At 57.4% G+C, this 17,375-nt stretch carries 12 protein-coding genes; 6 read left to right on the forward strand and 6 right to left on the reverse strand.

The features are described 5' to 3' along the window. Positions 1 to 124 precede the first annotated feature (124 nt). From FE783_RS00340 to FE783_RS00365, 6 genes are all read left to right on the forward strand, one after another. Positions 125 to 2,320, forward strand: coding sequence for a GDYXXLXY domain-containing protein (locus tag FE783_RS00340; RefSeq protein WP_138877325.1), 2,196 nt, complete (start codon positions 125 to 127; stop codon positions 2,318 to 2,320). A gap of 112 nt (positions 2,321 to 2,432) precedes the next feature. Further along, positions 2,433 to 4,115: a spore germination protein gene (locus tag FE783_RS00345; RefSeq protein ID WP_420799697.1), complete on the forward strand. Its 1,683-nt coding sequence runs from the start codon at positions 2,433 to 2,435 to the stop codon at positions 4,113 to 4,115. Next, positions 4,048 to 5,250 carry a GerAB/ArcD/ProY family transporter gene (locus FE783_RS00350; RefSeq protein WP_138877326.1) on the forward strand — a complete coding sequence of 401 codons (1,203 nt, stop codon included), beginning with the start codon at positions 4,048 to 4,050 and terminating at the stop codon, positions 5,248 to 5,250. The genes FE783_RS00345 and FE783_RS00350 overlap by 68 nt, the downstream gene beginning before the upstream one ends. Position 5,251: 1 nt before the next feature. Beyond that, complete coding sequence (locus tag FE783_RS00355) at positions 5,252 to 6,409, forward strand: Ger(x)C family spore germination protein (RefSeq protein WP_138877327.1); 1,158 nt, start codon at positions 5,252 to 5,254, stop codon at positions 6,407 to 6,409. Next, a complete protein-coding gene (gene mgrA / locus FE783_RS00360; protein ID WP_274381421.1) occupies positions 6,409 to 7,473 on the forward strand; it encodes an L-glyceraldehyde 3-phosphate reductase in 1,065 nt (354 codons plus the stop codon). Before FE783_RS00355 ends, mgrA begins: the two co-directional genes overlap by 1 nt. 199 nt (positions 7,474 to 7,672) lie before the next feature. Further along, entirely contained in the window at positions 7,673 to 8,458 is a 786-nt protein-coding gene (locus FE783_RS00365; RefSeq protein ID WP_420799700.1) for a prohibitin family protein, read from the forward strand. 61 nt (positions 8,459 to 8,519) lie between these two features. On the opposite strand, the gene FE783_RS00370 is transcribed toward FE783_RS00365, so the two are convergent. From FE783_RS00370 to FE783_RS00395, 6 genes are all read right to left on the reverse strand, one after another. Beyond that, positions 8,520 to 8,903 (reverse strand): glyoxalase superfamily protein, encoded by a 384-nt coding sequence (locus FE783_RS00370; protein WP_338015757.1) that lies wholly within the window; start codon positions 8,901 to 8,903, stop codon positions 8,520 to 8,522. A gap of 95 nt (positions 8,904 to 8,998) precedes the next feature. Continuing rightward, positions 8,999 to 9,649 carry an SGNH/GDSL hydrolase family protein gene (locus FE783_RS00375; RefSeq protein WP_138877329.1) on the reverse strand — a complete coding sequence of 217 codons (651 nt, stop codon included), beginning with the start codon at positions 9,647 to 9,649 and terminating at the stop codon, positions 8,999 to 9,001. Between the two features lie 10 nt (positions 9,650 to 9,659). Next, positions 9,660 to 11,591 carry a hypothetical protein gene (locus tag FE783_RS00380; RefSeq protein ID WP_138877330.1) on the reverse strand — a complete coding sequence of 644 codons (1,932 nt, stop codon included), beginning with the start codon at positions 11,589 to 11,591 and terminating at the stop codon, positions 9,660 to 9,662. 15 nt (positions 11,592 to 11,606) lie between these two features. After that, positions 11,607 to 14,603, reverse strand: a complete 2,997-nt coding sequence (locus FE783_RS00385) for a DUF4838 domain-containing protein (RefSeq protein WP_158301539.1) — start codon at positions 14,601 to 14,603, stop codon at positions 11,607 to 11,609. Positions 14,604 to 14,666: 63 nt separating this feature from the next. Then, positions 14,667 to 15,689: an alpha/beta hydrolase family protein gene (locus tag FE783_RS00390; RefSeq protein ID WP_138877332.1), complete on the reverse strand. Its 1,023-nt coding sequence runs from the start codon at positions 15,687 to 15,689 to the stop codon at positions 14,667 to 14,669. A gap of 61 nt (positions 15,690 to 15,750) precedes the next feature. Next, a complete protein-coding gene (locus FE783_RS00395) occupies positions 15,751 to 17,319 on the reverse strand; it encodes an FAD-dependent oxidoreductase (RefSeq protein WP_138877333.1) in 1,569 nt (522 codons plus the stop codon). Between the last annotated feature and the right edge of the window lie 56 nt (positions 17,320 to 17,375).

Below are 17,375 nucleotides of genomic sequence, written 5' to 3' on the forward strand. Positions count from 1 at the left end.
GCTTATTTTGTGTTATGACCTGGTACTATAAAAAGTTAGTACTTTGGTTCAACCGGCCGAAGCCGTACAATAAGGAATAGAAGAGCCTGATTTCCTACACGGTCAGGTTTCGCAGGAGGGGCCCATGAAAACGAAAAGGCTTGGTTTCAATGCGGGATATACGCTCGCCAGCAGCTCGCTGCTTGCTTCCCTCGTCTATTTTTTTGCATCCAACTGGGGCGTCCTGGAACGGTGGCAGAAGCTGTCGCCCATGCTGCTGCTCGTCGTCGCCTTATATGGCTTGTACGCCTTCTTGCGGGTACGCCCGAACCGGCAGTTTTTAAGCAAGCTCTCGCTTTTGTCATGCTGCATCGCATTCGGAATCGGACTCGCAGTCGTCGGGCAAACGTACAATTCCCACGCCGACAGCTACACGTTGTTCGCGGTCTGGTTCGTGGCGGCATCGGCTTTCGCCCTGCAAATTCGCTGGCAGCCTTTTTACGCGCTTGCTTATGTGCTTGCGCATTTGGCCTACTGGCTGTACTTTTTTCCGACCGTCGGCTTCTCCGATTATGAAGAAGGGACGATCGTCGGTATTCTGTCCGTGCTGGCGGCGATAAACGGGCTCGTGTACGTATGGACGGCAACGGGAAGGCTCCATTCCCCGCTGCTTAAGTTCCTTTCCTACTCGATGCTGATCGGGACAGGAATCGTTTTATCGAACTCGCTTGCTTTCGAGAAGACGTTCTGGATTTTCAACGCGGCCGTAGTCCTGCTGATCGCATGGTTTACTTATACGTTCATCCGCTCCGCCAATCAAACTTATTTGCTGTGGAACGGCCTGCTCGTATCGGCGTTTCTCGTCATGAAATATGTGGAGCTGCTGTTCCGTTACTTCGATGAATCGTTTTTCGTCACCGCGCTTTTGTTCGTCGCCTTATTCATCTGGGGCGGAGCGAAATGGATCCAATATGTCAAGTCTCTCGGGCCTTCGGTCGGCCCGGCCGATGCCGATGCCGGGAATAAGGACGAGGAGCGAGGAGCCCCGGCCCGCGCCATGGTAGTCAGAGCGCTTACGGTATCCGTCATCGCCATCGGGACTATTATCGGCACCGTCACTTTGATCGGTTTCGTCCTGCTCGTGCTCGGATTCGAAAACCCCGAATACACACTGAGCGGATTCGGCCTGATCGTGACGATCGGAATGACGGCGGCGCGCAAACTGAATCCGGTTTTCCGCTATACGCTGCTCGCGATCGGTCTATGCACCGGGGTCGGCACGGCGATCGCGGCCGACTATACGATGCTGCTGCTCGTCTACTTGGCTGTTACCGTGGCAGCATTCCTCTTCGGCTCTGGCTTGGCAGAGCGGGCGATCTGGTTCACGGCGGGGGCCATCATCGCGGAGCTGTGGCTCGGAGCCGTAATGGAGAATCATACTGCGGCACTGACAGTGCTGACGGTCGCGATGCCCGCCGTTTACTTGCTGCATCTTGCCGTGAAGGACCTGCAGATGCGTCAAGCCATACGGCATTGCGGCTATTACGCGTTCCTGACCGTATTTCTGTTCCTCACCTTTGCGGCGGGCCATTATGCATACGACGGGATCTATTTCATTACGCTGTCCGCCTGCATCGTATGGGCCTATCGCAAGCGGGAAGGCTGGGCGTACAAAGTCGGGTTCGGTTTCTGGGCGCTCTTCGTCCTGTGGAAATATTACGATACCGCCTGGAAGCTGCTGCACAAGTCATGGAGCTTGGCTCTTATCGGAGCGATCGTCCTCGCTATGACCTATTTGCTGGAACGGAAGCTGATGAAGAACGACACGAAGCAAGCCGTACGGGTACGCCCTCGCCTGAGTATCATTTGGATCACGGCAACCGTATTGGCCGAGCTGCTTGTGATGTCCGTCCAAATCGGCCGAAGCGAAACGATTCTCGCGAACGGCGCGACCGTTTATCTCGAATTGCTGCCGCGCGACCCGCGTTCGTTATTGCAGGGAGATTACGTCGAGCTCCGGTATGCCGTTTCCGAACCGCCGGCATCGCTTGCGCCCGAATCGTTGAAGGTCGGGACGAAGGTAGCGGTAGTTCTAGCCCGTTCTCCTTCGGGCGTCTACGAATTCAAACGGCTGTACTCGAAAGAGTATGAGCTTTTGCCTGACGAGGCGGTCATCAACGGCAAATGGAGATGGGACCGGATCGAATACGGCATCGAAACTTATTTCGTCCAGGAAGGAACGGGACTGGAAACGGAACGTACGGCCAAATATGCGGAGGTGAAAGTGGCAAAGAACGGAAACGCTCTTCTGACTAAGCTGCTGCCCGCGTTGCCGCAATAAATGATCATAAGGGATAGACCCGGGTCCGCGTTCCCGGAGTCTATCCCTTTCTTAGTTCAGTCGTATAATTTTCCTGCATTGGGAAACCTAAGACGACGAGGTGAATTGCGGCATGGGCTCCAATTATCGCAAACCGATTGCGCTTTCCAACTTGATGCAGCGCCGTTCGATACGATTCCAGGCGGAGCTCGACCGCCGTTACGAAAACAAAGTGTCCGCCTTGAACGATTTCCCGTTAACCGGGGATTTGGAGACGAATCTCGAGGCTGTCCGGTCGACGTTCGGGGATAGCGGAGATTTGGTCGTTCGCCGGTTCATTGTGGCGAAGCATAACCTGAAAGCGGCCATTCTATATTTCGACGGGCTCGGCGATACCGAGACAATCAACGAAAATATTATCGCGCCGCTCATGTCGGCGTATAGTTTACCCGACCATGACATCGAGTCTATGCCGGTTAACGAGTGGCTGGAGAAAACCGGCATTCCGGTCGGGGAGCAATCCAAGTCGGACAAGCTGAACCAGGTAATCCGCACCGCTTTGGCCGGTGACTCCGCGCTGCTGCTGGATGGCGTCAATACCGCCATTCTGCTCAATACGAAGGGCTGGGAAAGGCGGGGTATCGACGAGCCGCGTACCGAATCGGTCGTTCGCGGCCCGCGCGACGGCTTTACCGAGACGATATGCGTCAACACGGCGCAAATTCGCCGAAGACTGAAAGATCCGAACCTGCGCATCCGCAACTTGACGGTCGGGCGCCGATCCAATACCGATATTTCCGTCGTTTATTTGGAGGGAGTTACGAATCCGCAAATTGTCGAGGAAGTCATCCGGCGCATCCAAGCGATCGATATCGATGCGGCTCTGGAGAGTGGGTATTTGGAGCAATATATCGAGGACAGCCACTGGACGCCGTTCCCGCTTATTCAAAATACGGAGCGGCCGGACAAGGCGACGGCGAACCTGCTGGAAGGCAAAGTGATCATCATCTGCGACGGAACGCCGTTCGTGTTGATCGCGCCCGCCGTATTCTCGCAGTTTTACCATAGTCCGGAAGACTACTACGAGCGGTTTCTGATCGGCACCTTAATCCGGCTGATCCGCGTCATCAGCATGGTGATGGCGCTGCTGCTGCCGTCGCTGTACATCGCCTTCAGCTCCTTCCATCCGGAGATGATTCCGTCCCGGCTCGTCATCGCCATGGCCGCGGGGCGATCGACCGTACCGTTCCCGTCCATCGTCGAGGCGTTTCTGATGGAAGTGACGATGGAAATTTTGCGGGAAGCCAGCGTCCGGCTCCCGGGCCCGATCGGTCCGACGATCGGCATCGTAGGCGCTCTCGTCGTCGGACAGGCCGCCGTCCAAGCCGGCATCGTCAGCCCGATCATGGTTATTATCGTCGCCCTGACGACGATCGGCTCGTTCGCGGCCCCGAGCTACAGCGCGGCAATCGCCCTGCGCATGCTTCGATTTCCGATGATGGCCGCGGCGGCGATGTTCGGGCTGTACGGCATCATGCTGCTGCTTATCCTGATCATAATGCATTTGTGCTCGTTGAAATCTTTCGGAGTCCCGTATTTGTCGCCGCTCACGCCGAGCCGGTTCGGAGATTTCAAGGACGCTTTCATCCGGGCGCCGTTTCAGTGGATGAAGAAGCGGCCGAGCTTTTTCAAACCGTTAGACAAGCGGCGCGACAAAACCGGGACCGGACGAACGGAGGGCGGACAACATGGATCAAACAACAGGCAGCAGCGCGAAGCAAGCTCCGCAAGCGCCCTCGGCGGGAGGGACGAATAAAGCATATCCGATCAGCATCCGGCAATCGGGTGCCTTAATCGCCAGCACCTTGATCGGTGTCGGCGTACTGACCCTGCCTAGGGAGACGGCGGAAGCGGCCGGAGAGAGCGCATGGCTTGCGGCGATCGGCGGAGCATTGCTCGCCATGCTGGCGATGGCGGTTATCGTCAAGCTGTCCAATCGGTACGCCGGGCAAACGATTGTGGAGTACACGGCCCGCATATTGTGTCCGGCGAAGCACCCACTTGTGGGTCGAATAGTCGGCTTTCCCTTATTCGTTGCCTATTTCGCGTTCTGGGCCATCTCGACCGCCCTTGTCGCGCGCACATTCGGAGAGGTCGTCATTACGACGGTATTAACCAAAACGCCGCTCGAGGTAATCATCTCCACCATGCTGATCACCGCCTTCATATTCGTCATGTACGACGAGGAAGTGCTGGCCCGGGTAAACGAAATATTGCTGCCTATCATCGTCATCCCGGTGCTTGTCATCGCGTTGTCCTCGCTTCAAAGCGCGCGGCTGGACAATATTTTGCCATTGTTCACCGGGAATTGGACAAGTATGCTCAAAGCGATCGTCCTCACAGCCGGCTCGTATCTCGGGTTCGAGGTGATGACGATGTTTCTCGCCTATACGGAGCAGGGCAAGAAGCGAATGTCCAGCAGTATGATCGGCATCGCCATTCCCGGGTTCATCTACGTTCTGATCGTCATATCCGGCATATCTGTGTTCGGGGTAGACGAGATGCGGCTGCTTGCCTGGCCCACCCTGGAGCTTATCAAAACGACGGAAGTTCCCGGATTGATCCTGGAGCGGCTGGAATCGGCGTTTCTCGGAGTATGGGTGGCGTCCGTATTTACGTCCGTCGGCAATATGTATTACGCGACCGCGGTGGTAGTCCGCGAAACATTCAAGCTGCGCAGCCACCGGTGGGTCGCCGTTATTTTGCTGCCCGCATTTTATTGGCTCTCCTTAATGCCGCCCAACATGCAGAAGCTGTTGGAGTACAAGAAGTGGGGCGGCTATGCCGGGATCTTCCTCGCCTTCATCGTTCCCATCGTCCTGCTGATCCTTTCTTACATCCGGGGTGTGGGCCAAAAGACAAAGAGAGGCAGAAAGGCAGGGAAGTCCTAACATGATCAAACATCTCCGGCTCATGACTCGTCTCGCTCTTCCCTTGTGCCTCCTCCCTCTATTATTGACCGGCTGCTGGGATCGCAGAGAAATCGAAGAACGGACATCCGTCGTAGCGATCGCAATCGACAAGTCCAAGGAGCATCCGGACATGATCCTGCTGACGGTCCAAATTCCGATTCCGATCCGGATCGCCGGTTCAGGGGCCGGCGGCGGCGGCGGTGGCGGCGGAGGTAAGGATTCGGTTCAAGTGATGTCCGCTACCGGAAGAACGGTCGTCGACGCGTTTCAAAACTTGCAGAAACGGTTGAATCAAGAGCTTTTTTATGGACATACGCGCATTATCGCGATCGGGGAAGATGCGGCCAAAGCCGGATTGAACCATATTCTCGATCCGTTCCGCCGCGATCCGGAAATACGCCGCCTCCTATGGCCGATCGTCGTGAAGGGCGAAGGCCGCGAGCTGTTGACAGCCAAGCCGATACTCGAACAAATCCCGACCGTCTATATCATGACGCTGATCGAGAACGGAGCCAAAAGCGGCCGTATTCCGGACATCAATCTGGGCAGTTTTTTCATCGATTTGTCGTCCCGGTCCAGAGATCCGTACTTGAACTACGTCGAAGTCAACAAAGACGACATCAAATGGAGCGGAGTCGCCTTGTTCCGCGGCGACCGGATGGTCGGCAGGCTGAGCGAACGGGATACTTGGCGGGTGATGCGCATCCGCGAGAAAAAGGACGGCGGCAACATCGTGTTTCAGTACCGGGATAATCCCGGGCATTTGGCGACGATCAACACCGAATTCGTCAGCTCCAAGATGAAGGTTTCGTTTCAAGGCGACAAAGCTATCGTACGAATCGTCGTGAAAATCGAAAGCAATTTGCTGGAGAAAACGTTCGACGCGGATTTGATGGATTCGCAAACGATTAAACAAATGGAAGATGACGCGGCCCGGTATTTGGAAGACAACACGGCCAAGCTCATCGGCAAATTGCAGCACGAGTACAAAAGCGACGCCTTCGGCATCGGCAGCCACATCAAAGCCCGGCATCCGGCCATGTGGAAAAAGATGAATTGGGAGAAGCAGTATCCCGAAGCGGACATCCGGGTTGACTACGATGTCAGGCTGCGCAACACCGGTATGGAAATGCGGTAGTGGAGAAAAAAATTGCGGCAACGGGGACAAGGCGTTATGATGGGGAGGAAAAGAAGAAGGAGCGTGAAACCGTCATGACGTATACCCCTTTCGATAGCCGCTATGCGACGATGAAGTACAATCGGTGCGGCAAATCCGGCCTGAAGCTGCCGGCCATCTCTCTCGGCTTGTGGCATAACTTCGGCGGCGTCGACGCATTGGAGAACATGCGGGCGATGCTGCGCCGCTCGTTCGATCTCGGCATCACCCATTTCGATTTGGCCAACAACTACGGACCGCCGCCGGGAAGCGCGGAAGAAAATTTCGGCCGCATCTTGAAAACCGACTTTGCCGGCTACCGCGACGAGCTGGTCATCTCGACCAAAGCGGGCTATTACATGTGGCCCGGTCCCTACGGCGAGTGGGGCTCCCGCAAATATGTGCTCTCCAGCCTCGATCAGAGTCTGAAGCGGATGGGCGTCGACTATGTCGACATTTTCTACTCGCACCGGCCGGACCCGGAAACGCCGCTCGAGGAAACGATGATGGCGCTCGATCAAGCCGTCCGTCAAGGCAAAGCGCTGTACGCGGGCATCTCCTCCTACACCGCGGAACAAACAGCTCAGGCTGCCGCCATTCTGAAGCAGCTCGGTACGCCGCTGCTCATCCATCAGCCGTCCTACTCCATGCTGAACCGCTGGATCGAAGGCGGACTACAGGACGTGCTGGACGAAGTCGGGGCGGGCTCGATCGCGTTCTGTCCGCTCGCGCAGGGGCTGTTGACCAACCGATACATAGCGGGAATTCCCGAAGATTCCCGGGCTGCCAAGCCGTCCGGCTTCCTGAAGTCGAAGGACGTGACGGAAGAGAAGCTGAACAAAATCCGCGCTCTGAACGACCTCGCCGCCGAACGCGGACAATCGCTCGCACAAATGTCGCTCGCCTGGGTATTGCGGGGTGGACGGGTAACGTCCGCGCTTATCGGAGCAAGCCGGGTTTCGCAGATCGAAGAAAACGTGGCGGCTTTGAACAACCTGCAATTCACCTCCGACGAGTTGAATCGGATCGACGCCATTCTAAAGTGACCGTTTCGGATCAAGCGGAACGCCCGGCCCTAGCCGCCGGGCTTTTTGCCGTTTTGCCGAAACCGGGCCGAAATCCGGGCCGCTCTTCTTGAAACTTTTTCACGGCTGCTCCGTAAAAAAACATACAGATGCGAGCTATTTAGAAGGGAGTCTGATCATGTCCGAACCGAGAGTAGTCCGCCCCCCCAATCCGAAAGCCATGTCCAGAGGAATTTCCGCACTCGTTATCGTGATCGTAGTCGCACTTCTCGCTTTTCAATCGTTTACGATCGTGCAGGCCGGACACCGCGGCGTCATTCTTCAATTGGGCGCGGTTCAGCCGAAAGTGCTTACGGAAGGCATGCATTTCAAAATGCCGTTCATCCAGACGGTCATTCCGATCGAAGTGCGAGTACAGAAAGCCGAGTCCAACCAAGTTTCCGCGAGCCGCGATTTGCAGACCGTCACTACGACACTGGCCGTGAACTATCATTTGGACGGGGCGACCATCAACAATTTGTATCAAAACGTAGGGATGGAATACCGGGCGCGGATCGTCGATCCGGCAATCGGGGAATCGCTCAAGGCGGTTACCGCCCAGTATACGGCCGAAGATCTCATCTCCAAACGTTCCGAAGTCAGCGCCAAAGTGAAAGAAGTGCTGGCCGCCAAGCTTAGCCTGTACAATATGATTCTCGACGATATCAACATTACGGAGTTCAAGTTCTCCGAGGAATTCGACCGCGCCATCGAGCAGAAGCAAATCGCCGAGCAGCAGGCGCTCAAGTCGAAGCTCGATCTCGAGAGAATCAAAATCGAGAAGGAGCAGGAAATTACCCGCGCGCAGGCGCAAGCCGAGGCGCTCCGTCTGCAGAAGCAGGAAGTGACGCAGGAGCTGATCTCGCTGCGGCAAATCGAAGCGCAGCTGAAAGCGATCGAGAAGTGGGACGGGAAGCTGCCGAACGTTACGGGTGGCGCAACGCCTTTCATCAATGTACAGCCATAACCGTCGTATAGAAAAAAGGGACATCGGCCGGGAGACGGTCGATGTCCTTACTTTTTGTCGATTACAAATTTTCGTAGAAAATGATCTTGTTGCCCGCAGGGTCTTGAATCGTGCATTCGGCCGTGCTCCACGGGGTTTTCTCCAGCCCGGGCCGCGCGTGCTTGTAGCCCTTGGCCAGCAGCTTGGCGTGGAACGACTCGATATCGGCCATCTCGATCCGAATCGCCGCGCCGGGACTCCCGTCTCCGAAATGCTCCGACAGATGGAGCGCGCATGGTCCGGAAGAAACCTGCATATAGAGCGGAGCGTCATCGTCGAATCGGTGCTCCCAATCGATGCCGAACTCCAGAAAATCGATGTAAAACTCCTTCGTCTTGCCTTCATCGAACATGCGCAAAATCGGAATGATCCGGCTCATCCCGGCGCCGCCAGGCTTCATCGTCATCGTCGAATCTCCTTACGCCTCGATTTGGTGCCTTAATTGCTTATGGCACTTTCATCGTATCATGATCGGGTCGGTCATCGCAATGACGGATTCGGTCAAATCCGGATCAGCGGCTCCAGCGCATCGCCGATGCAGGAGGCAAACAAATCTTGTCCGGCAGCCGTCGGATGGACGCCATCGTCGGTACCGCTGTTCTCGACCGTCCGCAGCAAATCGCTCAGCTGCCCGCCCTGTTCCGTATATTGACGCCACTTGAGCGCCACATCGGCCAGCGTGACACCGAGAGACCCGGCAAGCGCACGGATTTCTTCGTTGTACAGATCGATCCACGCCTGAGCCCCATCCGGATTCCGATACCATTCTTTTGGATGTCTGTGATAGTAATAACTGTCGGCATCGCCTTCGATAATCGGATTGGCCGTGCATAGCACCGGTATAATGTTCTCGGAGCGGAGCCGGTCGATGATTTGCGTCAGATTGGCGCGGAAGTCGGCTATCGGCGTTTTCGCTACTCCCGGCTCCTTGTTCACATGGTCGTTCATGCCGAACGCAATGACGCAGAGTTCGGGGCGGTGCCCAAGCACATCCCGCTCGAAGCGGGCCAAGCCTTGGCCGGTCGTATTGCCGGGAACCCCGGCGTTGATGACTTCGCATTGGAAGCGGTCGGCCAGCTTGCGCGCGTAAGTGTCCGCATCGGACAAATATTGACCCGCGGTAATGCTGTCTCCGAAACAAGCAAGTTTCATATGTACCCTCTCATTCCTTGGCGGTTGACCGATAGTAAGGAAGGAGCCGCTCTTCGAGCAAGCCCATCATAAGGCCTGCGGCGATCTCCGCCACCGTCCAGCCGGACTCTATGGCCCACGGTCCCCAGCCGACGTCGGCCGGCGAGCCGAACACTTCCCTCTTCTTCGCATCATACGCCCTCGCCCATGCACCGTCAATAAGCGGATCGGAGCTGACAATTTGCGCGGACATCAGGAAGGCCGCCGAATCCTCCCATAATTGCTTGAACATCGAATCCCCCGTCACGAAATAACATTGGATAAAAGCGGCGGGCAGCCAGTTGTTCGAATAAAGCAAGTCTACGACAGGGTCCCCGTTGCTCGCCAGAAGCGAGCTTTCCCCGGTGCCGGCCGTATGGCGCATCGCCGCCCGGTATCCTTCGTCCCACTCCAGGTAGCCTCCGGAAGAATGGCGGAACGATTGCAGATCGTCGACGACTTGATACAGCCACTTTTTGTGATGCTTATCACCCGTCACCCAATACAGCCACCCCAGCGGCAGAACGAGCCGGCAGCACTCCTGCGTCTGGCTCTGCTCGCGTTTCGTGTCCGGGTAAGCGGACATGAGCGTCGTCAATCCCCCTACCGCCGTATCCCGGAATTCGCCGATCCCCGTAAGCTTGTACGCCAGCAGCAATGCGGCGTAATAATACGCATTGTAGTGCGCGCTCGGCAAGTTGCCCGGACTCGTCCGCAGCCGTTCCATCATCTCGTCGTCAAGCTTGGCGTTTACGGTGCGGAATACGCGCGTTCCGTCGGTTCCCGTTGTCCGGATTAGAAAGCGAAGCGCGGCCACGATATCATCCAAATGTTCGCGGGTGTTCATATACAGACATTTCAACAGCTGCGGGATTATGGCGCGTGCGACGTCATCTTGGTAACAAACGCCCCATGCCTCCTCCGTCCAGCGAATCATCCCGTGCCACGGGACATCGGTTTCCTTGCATTGATATTGGTCGAAAATGTGCTTCTGCAGGTTATCGGCTACCCGGAGAGACTTCCTGCTCCCCGACGCCAAATAATCGAGCAAATAGGGGAGCGAGATTTCCCCGATGCAATCTACCCGGTGAACCGCGCTCATCCGCTGAGTGCCGTCTGGATACACCTCCGTGCCGGGTCCTTCGAGGGCTCCGCTTACTCCCTCGTCGTATAAGACACCGGATCGTTCGAACCAGCACAGAGCCCGTGATGCGCTCTGGAGTACCCTATCAAGAAAAGGCAGCTCCGGATCGGCGCAGCCCGTCGTGTAGACAAACTCGATCATGCTCGGATCGGCTTTCTTCCCGAGCAGCCATCCGGCGATATAGGCGACGAGCTTGCCCGCCTCCTCTTTCGGAGCGAATCGGGCGCGAGCGAAATTGGCCAACCGGAACGAGCACAGAAGCAGATTGCCGGGCCGGTCGAACCAGAGTGCCCGGTCGCCTATTTCCCGCAGCAGCTCCGGCGCCATTCTCACCCGGTCGTGGGCGTGCACTTTCACGAACTGCAGGATCGGCATTTCGTGATTGTACGAAACCGCGTACGGCTTGATCCGCATGTTGCTTTGAGCGTCGATCAGCACGCCTTCTGCAAGCCCTTCGATAACGCCGCCCGGGCAGACGGCAAGCCGTTCGAACCGGGTGCTCTCCGGCTGAGCGGTATAGACGTGTCCGATACTGCTTACATACTCGGCGAATACCCTTTTCCCCGCCTTGATTTGGGCTTCCACCGCATTCCTCGATGCGGCCGGCAGCAGCATCGGTTTGTCCGAAACGCCGCCAAGCAGCGCGATTGCTTCGTATGGGCCAAGATCGACCGAGGAAGCTTCCTCCGGACGCAATATGGTTACTTCCGCATGCTGCTGCAGAAAATCGAGCAAGTCGCTCGAATCGATTGTCACAACCGCCACTTTGCGGTTCGTCATCTGGAAGCATCCTCCTTATTGCTGGTATACGGCCGCATCGTCCAAATAAATTTCGTCGCATTCGTCGACGGCGATTACAAGTTGGACGTCCGCCACCTGCTTGCCGTTGATGGCGGAAGGGATATTCTCAAGCAGTCCGATATTCGACCATTGACCGGCCGTGTCGGCCAAATCGACCCGAATCGTCTGATACGTAGCCAACCGTTTTCCCGACGAATCTCTCGGGTACAAATACAACTGTATGTTACCCGTTGCGGTTCCTGCCGGTGAATAGTAGTATACCGAAGCCGCGGTAAGTCCGGAATGCGCCGTGAACGATTGGATCGCGCCGCCCCGTTTCGCTCCCGCGATCAGGCCGGCTACTTTCAAGCTCGCCGTGCCGCTATGGGCGTAAGTCCCCGTCACCCGCTCCACCGTGCCCGTCGCGTCGATCCACCGCTGCCATGACGCAGCTGTCGTTCCGGTTCCGGATTCGAAGGACGGATTGGCCGTCAACGAGCCTGCCGTTCCGGCTCTCGCTTTCAACAGCAGCTTCGCGTAATCCCGCTCGCGGGAAGCCGCGGCGCCGTTTGCGAGCGCATACACCGCATTCGTTACTGTACCTCCGCCCGGCTCGTTTGCAGCCATGTAGTCGGCAAGCGCGGCAAACTCGAATCCGTTCCAGCCGGACCATACCGCTGCGGGCTTCGAGATCATCCGCAGCGCCGGCTCGCTCTCGAAGGCGCTAATCAGGTTGATGCGGTCTGCCGCAAGCTGCAGCCGCTCAGGAATCGAATTCGGGAGGCTGTTCACGATATCCAGCGCATCGGCTTCGCTCGCGATCGGCTCCCCTTTGCGCGGGAAGCTTCGGGCTGTCAGCTCGTAGTAGTCGAACGCTTGACGGAATATTTGCGCCCTGGCCTGCTGCGGCGCCGTTCCGGCTTTGGCGACGACGGAATCCATCAGCGTTCTCGCATTGTGCAAATCTTGCTCGGTCAACATATTCAAATACGAATGGTTCAAGAAATCGAAATAAATGTTCGATTTGCGCTTCTCGAACCATGCGGTTCCTTTCGCGCGCTCAGTCCAGAAATTTTCCCAAAAGCCGAAATAAGCTTTCAGATCGGGGGCGGCAAGCGGTCCTACGGCCCGAATGTACCAGTCGTCAAGCTGCGCTTGCGGATTCCGGTCCGGGTTCCACAGCAGCTTGGCCATAAGCCATGCCTTCGGCCCGTCGCCGGCTGTCGGGTACATTTCCGTGTACGTACCGACGACATGGTGATCGGCGGCGTACTGCCAGTTCTCGATCGTTTGCCCGACATAGATGCGCGGCAGCAAATACAGCGAGCCGTACATATAATCGTACCAGCCGATTTGGGAAGCAACGGGGTTCCACGCCTCCGTCCGGGCATGCTCGTCGGCCTCCACGCCTTCGTCGACCCAAGCCATCCGGTCCTTCGTGAGGAACGGAACAACGCGGGTATTCAGCGCGAACGAAGGAGGATCGTTCACCTCGCGGTAAGCGAGCAGCCCGAACCATTTGTCCGGATATACTTGAAGCACCCTTTCCGCGACCTTGTTCACCCAATCGTAGTAAATATTCGACATGTTTACATAACCCATCGAGTTCGTCGCGTTCGGATAGCTCGGATGGGACGGATTCGCCTCGCAAAACCCGCCGGTATCGTTAACGCCAAGCGAGTAAGAGTGTTTATCCGGGTTGGCCTTGAAATATTGAAGGATACCGTATACGGCGGCATCGACCGTTCCGGGAACGGAGAAGCACGGCTGCCAGCCGGAGCGGACCCCCGGTGCGGGCGGCACCCCGTTCGGATAAAATTCCGGATGCATCGTCCCGTACGTCTCAGCGGGGAACAATTGATGCAAGTTTTCCTTGTATTCGAAAGGCTGGTTATGAAAGCCTTGCAGCTTGTTGCGCTGCGCCCATTCGTTGATCGCCTGCGTCCTTCCCGGCGTCGCGGGGTCCCCCCATGCCGGGGAGATGACGCGGTTCGCGAAGACGGGCTGCTCCCGGACGTTGCCCGGGGGAACGGACAAATCGGCCGATTGCGGAACATCTTCTCCGTTCGGTCCCGGCATAAGCCATCGCACGCCGACGTACCGTTCGAGGAATTCGAACACCCCGTTCAGCGTCCCGTCTTTGGTCGGACCGATGATCGTAATGGTGTCTTTATGGGGACAGATCACAAATCCTTGTCCGTCCATCCCGGCGAAGCTTTGGGTCATATCGGGATTGCCTGCCCCCTGCGTGCCGACATACAGCTTCGTAAACCCTTGGTAAGCTTGACCTTGACTGTTCAAGCCGGCTTCCGTCATAATCGGAAGCATTGCTCCCGTTGATTTCTTCACATATTGGACGAGCGTATCCGACGCGGCGTCCGATAACAGCTCGAAGCCGGGATTCGGCAGCGGCAAACCGGCGGACGACGGACCGGTCAAGCCGATATCGTCGAAATAAACGAGCCGGATCCCGGCGGTATCGGCATACAGCAGGACAGCCGCGTACACGGCCGATGCCGGTGCCGCCTTGGTTAAAGCGAAGTCCGTCCATTGGCCGAGAGTTCCGGCGCTGACCGAGCTTTGCGTCAGCATCGTTTTGTTCGCATCGTAGTAGCGGATAAATACTGAAGGCTTCGCGCCCGATTCCAAGTAAACGGAACCGGTTACCGTGTATGTTTGCCCCGCCGTGATGCCGACATAGTCGCTCTGCACCGCATACGATTTGGTATCATTGTCGTTGATTTGCAAACTGTAAGCCCCGCCATGCTTCTTAGCGTTCGACAAAGCAATTTTGCCGTTGCTCGCTGCGGCGGGGGACCAACCTGGAATCGGACCGGTGAAGCTGTCGGGTTCAGGGATGAGAACGACGGCGCGCGGCTGACCGCCGATCACGATGTCCAGCTGCACGTCCGACTGTTTCGCGGCAGCCCAAGTCCCGAAAGTGAAAAGCAAGAGGATCAGGGACACCGCACACGTCCGAAACGCCATGCGTAATGCGATAAAATGGTTCATCGACGATAACACACCTTTTCCATGGAATGGGGTTCCTTGTACAGGCATTCTCTTCGCGGCAGTTCAACCGAATCTCCGAATCGTATATCCGCCCGGACTTTCGCACGTTACGGCGAACGAACCGGAATGCAGGTCATAATCGACAATCGCCATACGGTCGGGTGAATCGAGCACAACTTCGAAATGCTTCGTGATCACATACCCGCCGACGACCAGCCGCCCTTTCGGCGCAAGCCGGATCGGTTCCCGGTGCAGGCTGCGATTGACGTCGCTTTGTCCGAAAATGTAGGCCAGCTGCTCGTCGGACGCCTGGTCCCAATGGTTGGCCGCCCCCACCCCCGGAAGCTCGTCGTACCGGACCAGACGGCCTTTCCCCGCTTCCTTCGCCTTCGCCGCGAACAGGCGGGAATGCTTGGCCGGCACGCGCACGTCCCGATCGCCATGCGCCAAATAGATGGGCGTATGCAAATTGCCGATCAAATGAAGGCCGCTTCTCGCGCGGAAAGCTTCCGCATTGCTCTGCGGCGTGCAGCCGATCCAAACGTCCATGTCGTCGCGAAATTCGCCGACCGTATCGTTGTCGTACCACATCCCGTAATCCGAAATGCCGCAAAACGCCGTCGCTGCGGCGAAATAGTCGGGAAATTTGCCCACGATCGCCATGCCGTTGCCCCCGCCGCCGCTGCCGCTCTCGAAGTAGACGACTTCCGGATCGACGATGTATTCCTTGTACTGCTCTTTGGCATATTCCACGGCGTCGATCACGTCCAGCAGCTCCCAGCCGTTGCAGTCCGCCGCTCCGTCGGAGAACGCCCTTCCCCTCATATCGACCTCGATGCGCAAATAGCGGTTGTTCGGGTCCGGCTCCTCCATCGGCCGGTATCGCGACAAGCTGGCATGCCAGCCGTGCGTTCCGACGACGATGTAGGACGGCTTCGCCGGCTTCACGATTCGGGCGGCCAGCATCAGCCCGGCTTCACGGGAAGATTCGTAATAGACGAGATCGCAGTACGGGGAATATTTGGCTTCTCGACCGTCTTTCAGTTTGCCTGGCCGTTCGTGGTCGTCGTAAGATGTATAAGACATATTAGACCTCCTTGACGCGGAATCGGGCGAATATTCAGAAATCGATATCTACAATGCGGCTTTATGCCGGCATAAACGGCCATTCCAGCTCGATGCCTTGATGGACGAGCCGTTTGCGGAAATCGTCAAGCAGTTCCTTATTGGCGCGCACTTCACGCGGCCGGATGTTCCGTTCGACGCAGTAGGCCGCGAGCGAACCGGCCGCTTCGCCGATATTCCACTCGACCGGATGAAGCCGGTAACAGCCGTTCGTAACGTGCGTCGTCCCGATGTTTTTGCATGCCGCGAGCAAGTTGTCGACGCGGACCGGCAGCAGGCTGCCGAGCGGGATTTGGAACGGATACGGGGAGACGTGGACGTAATGCCGCTGCCCCGTGCTCGGGTGCAGGTCGATCGCATAGTAGCCGATTCCGACCGAATCGGCGAACTTCTCGGCTCCGCCTCTCCGGCACGATCTGGCGATCTGCTGCTCGACGACCGTCGTCTCGGCCCGGATTCGTCTCGATTCGCGGATATAAGGCGCCATCGCGAGCCCGTCCTCCGTGCCGAATACGTCGCCGCGCAGACGTAGACCGGGGTATCCGGCTTTGCCGTCCGGCCTCGGCGCCTCGGTCTGCATCCAATACAGGAACGAAAGGCTCATCTGCTTGGCCGCCCGCAAATGCCGCTCCTTTTCTTCCTCGGATACGTCGAGGATCGAACCGATAAAGTAATCGTTTTGCGGCCAATTGACCATCGTGATATCGCTTTCATACGTACCCTGCGCGTAATTCCGTTTATCGGCGATGCGGCGGTACGGATACAGCGGGAAGTGCTCGCCCTCCGGGAACAGTACGTACTGCCGCGGCTCCAGCGTGACTACATGGGGGCCCACCCAGTCGAACATGCGGCAAGGCCAGAAGCCGGGACGGTACTCGCGCCAGAAATCGTAATCTTCGGGCCGCGCGATCGTATGGTCTTCCCCATCCATATAGTCCATCGCGAAGCAATGCGTAATCGCCTGCACATCGTAAGGATCGGCCGGTCCATCCAGCGCATGCGGTTCCCCGGTCTGTTCGCGCGATTCCGAGCCCGTCACGTATTCGACGCCCGCGAGCGGGAGCACGTCGCCGCATTCGGTCGCATCGAGCACATACGGCGCCGTCAGTACGACCCGCTCCCCACTATCGAGACTGCGGAGCGTGACGGAACGAACCATATCCCCATCCGTCTCCGCCGCGACCGGTTGATGGCGGGTCAATACGACCAACTGCCCGGCGTGAATATGGGGCGCGAGCATATCACGAAGCACCGCCAAAGCCGTTCGCGGCTCGTGGCTCACTTTGCTGACGAGCGCGTTGCCCGGATTGAAGTACATTTCGGCGCGGGCTTCCGCCGTCATCGGAAAGTGCGCCCGGTAATACCGGCGCACGCCGTCGCGGAACTGTCTGTACGATGCGGTGCAGCCGAACTTCTCGATCCAGCGGTGCTCGTCCGGCGGAACTCCCTGATTCGTCGCCTGACCTCCGATCCAGTCGGTTTCCTCCGTCATCACGACGGTTCGCCCGGCTCTTGCTGCCGCCAGCGCAGCCGCGCAGCCGCCGAGTCCTCCGCCGATAACGGCTACGTCCGCCTTCATTTCTTTCGTCATATGCAAAACACTCCTTCATTTGGTCAATCGGCCTCGCCCGATATCCCAGATTGCGG

It is taken from the genome of Paenibacillus mesophilus, from assembly GCF_005938385.1.
In the GTDB taxonomy this organism is placed as follows: Bacteria; Bacillota; Bacilli; order Paenibacillales; family NBRC-103111; genus Paenibacillus_AB; species Paenibacillus_AB mesophilus.

Excerpts from the sequence above, each read along its gene's own strand:
- FE783_RS00340 (WP_138877325.1), top strand. The coding sequence starts at position 125 with ATGAAAACGAAAAGGCTTGGTTTCAATGCGGGATATACGCTCGCCAGC.
- FE783_RS00345 (WP_420799697.1), top strand. The coding sequence starts at position 2,433 with ATGGGCTCCAATTATCGCAAACCGATTGCGCTTTCCAACTTGATGCAG.
- FE783_RS00350 (WP_138877326.1), top strand. The coding sequence starts at position 4,048 with ATGGATCAAACAACAGGCAGCAGCGCGAAGCAAGCTCCGCAAGCGCCC.
- FE783_RS00355 (WP_138877327.1), top strand. The coding sequence starts at position 5,252 with ATGATCAAACATCTCCGGCTCATGACTCGTCTCGCTCTTCCCTTGTGC.
- FE783_RS00365 (WP_420799700.1), top strand. The coding sequence starts at position 7,673 with ATGTCCAGAGGAATTTCCGCACTCGTTATCGTGATCGTAGTCGCACTT.
- FE783_RS00370 (WP_338015757.1), bottom strand. The coding sequence starts at position 8,903 with ATGACGATGAAGCCTGGCGGCGCCGGGATGAGCCGGATCATTCCGATT.
- FE783_RS00375 (WP_138877329.1), bottom strand. The coding sequence starts at position 9,649 with ATGAAACTTGCTTGTTTCGGAGACAGCATTACCGCGGGTCAATATTTG.
- FE783_RS00380 (WP_138877330.1), bottom strand. The coding sequence starts at position 11,591 with ATGACGAACCGCAAAGTGGCGGTTGTGACAATCGATTCGAGCGACTTG.
- FE783_RS00385 (WP_158301539.1), bottom strand. The coding sequence starts at position 14,603 with ATGAACCATTTTATCGCATTACGCATGGCGTTTCGGACGTGTGCGGTG.
- FE783_RS00390 (WP_138877332.1), bottom strand. The coding sequence starts at position 15,689 with ATGTCTTATACATCTTACGACGACCACGAACGGCCAGGCAAACTGAAA.
- FE783_RS00395 (WP_138877333.1), bottom strand. The coding sequence starts at position 17,319 with ATGACGAAAGAAATGAAGGCGGACGTAGCCGTTATCGGCGGAGGACTC.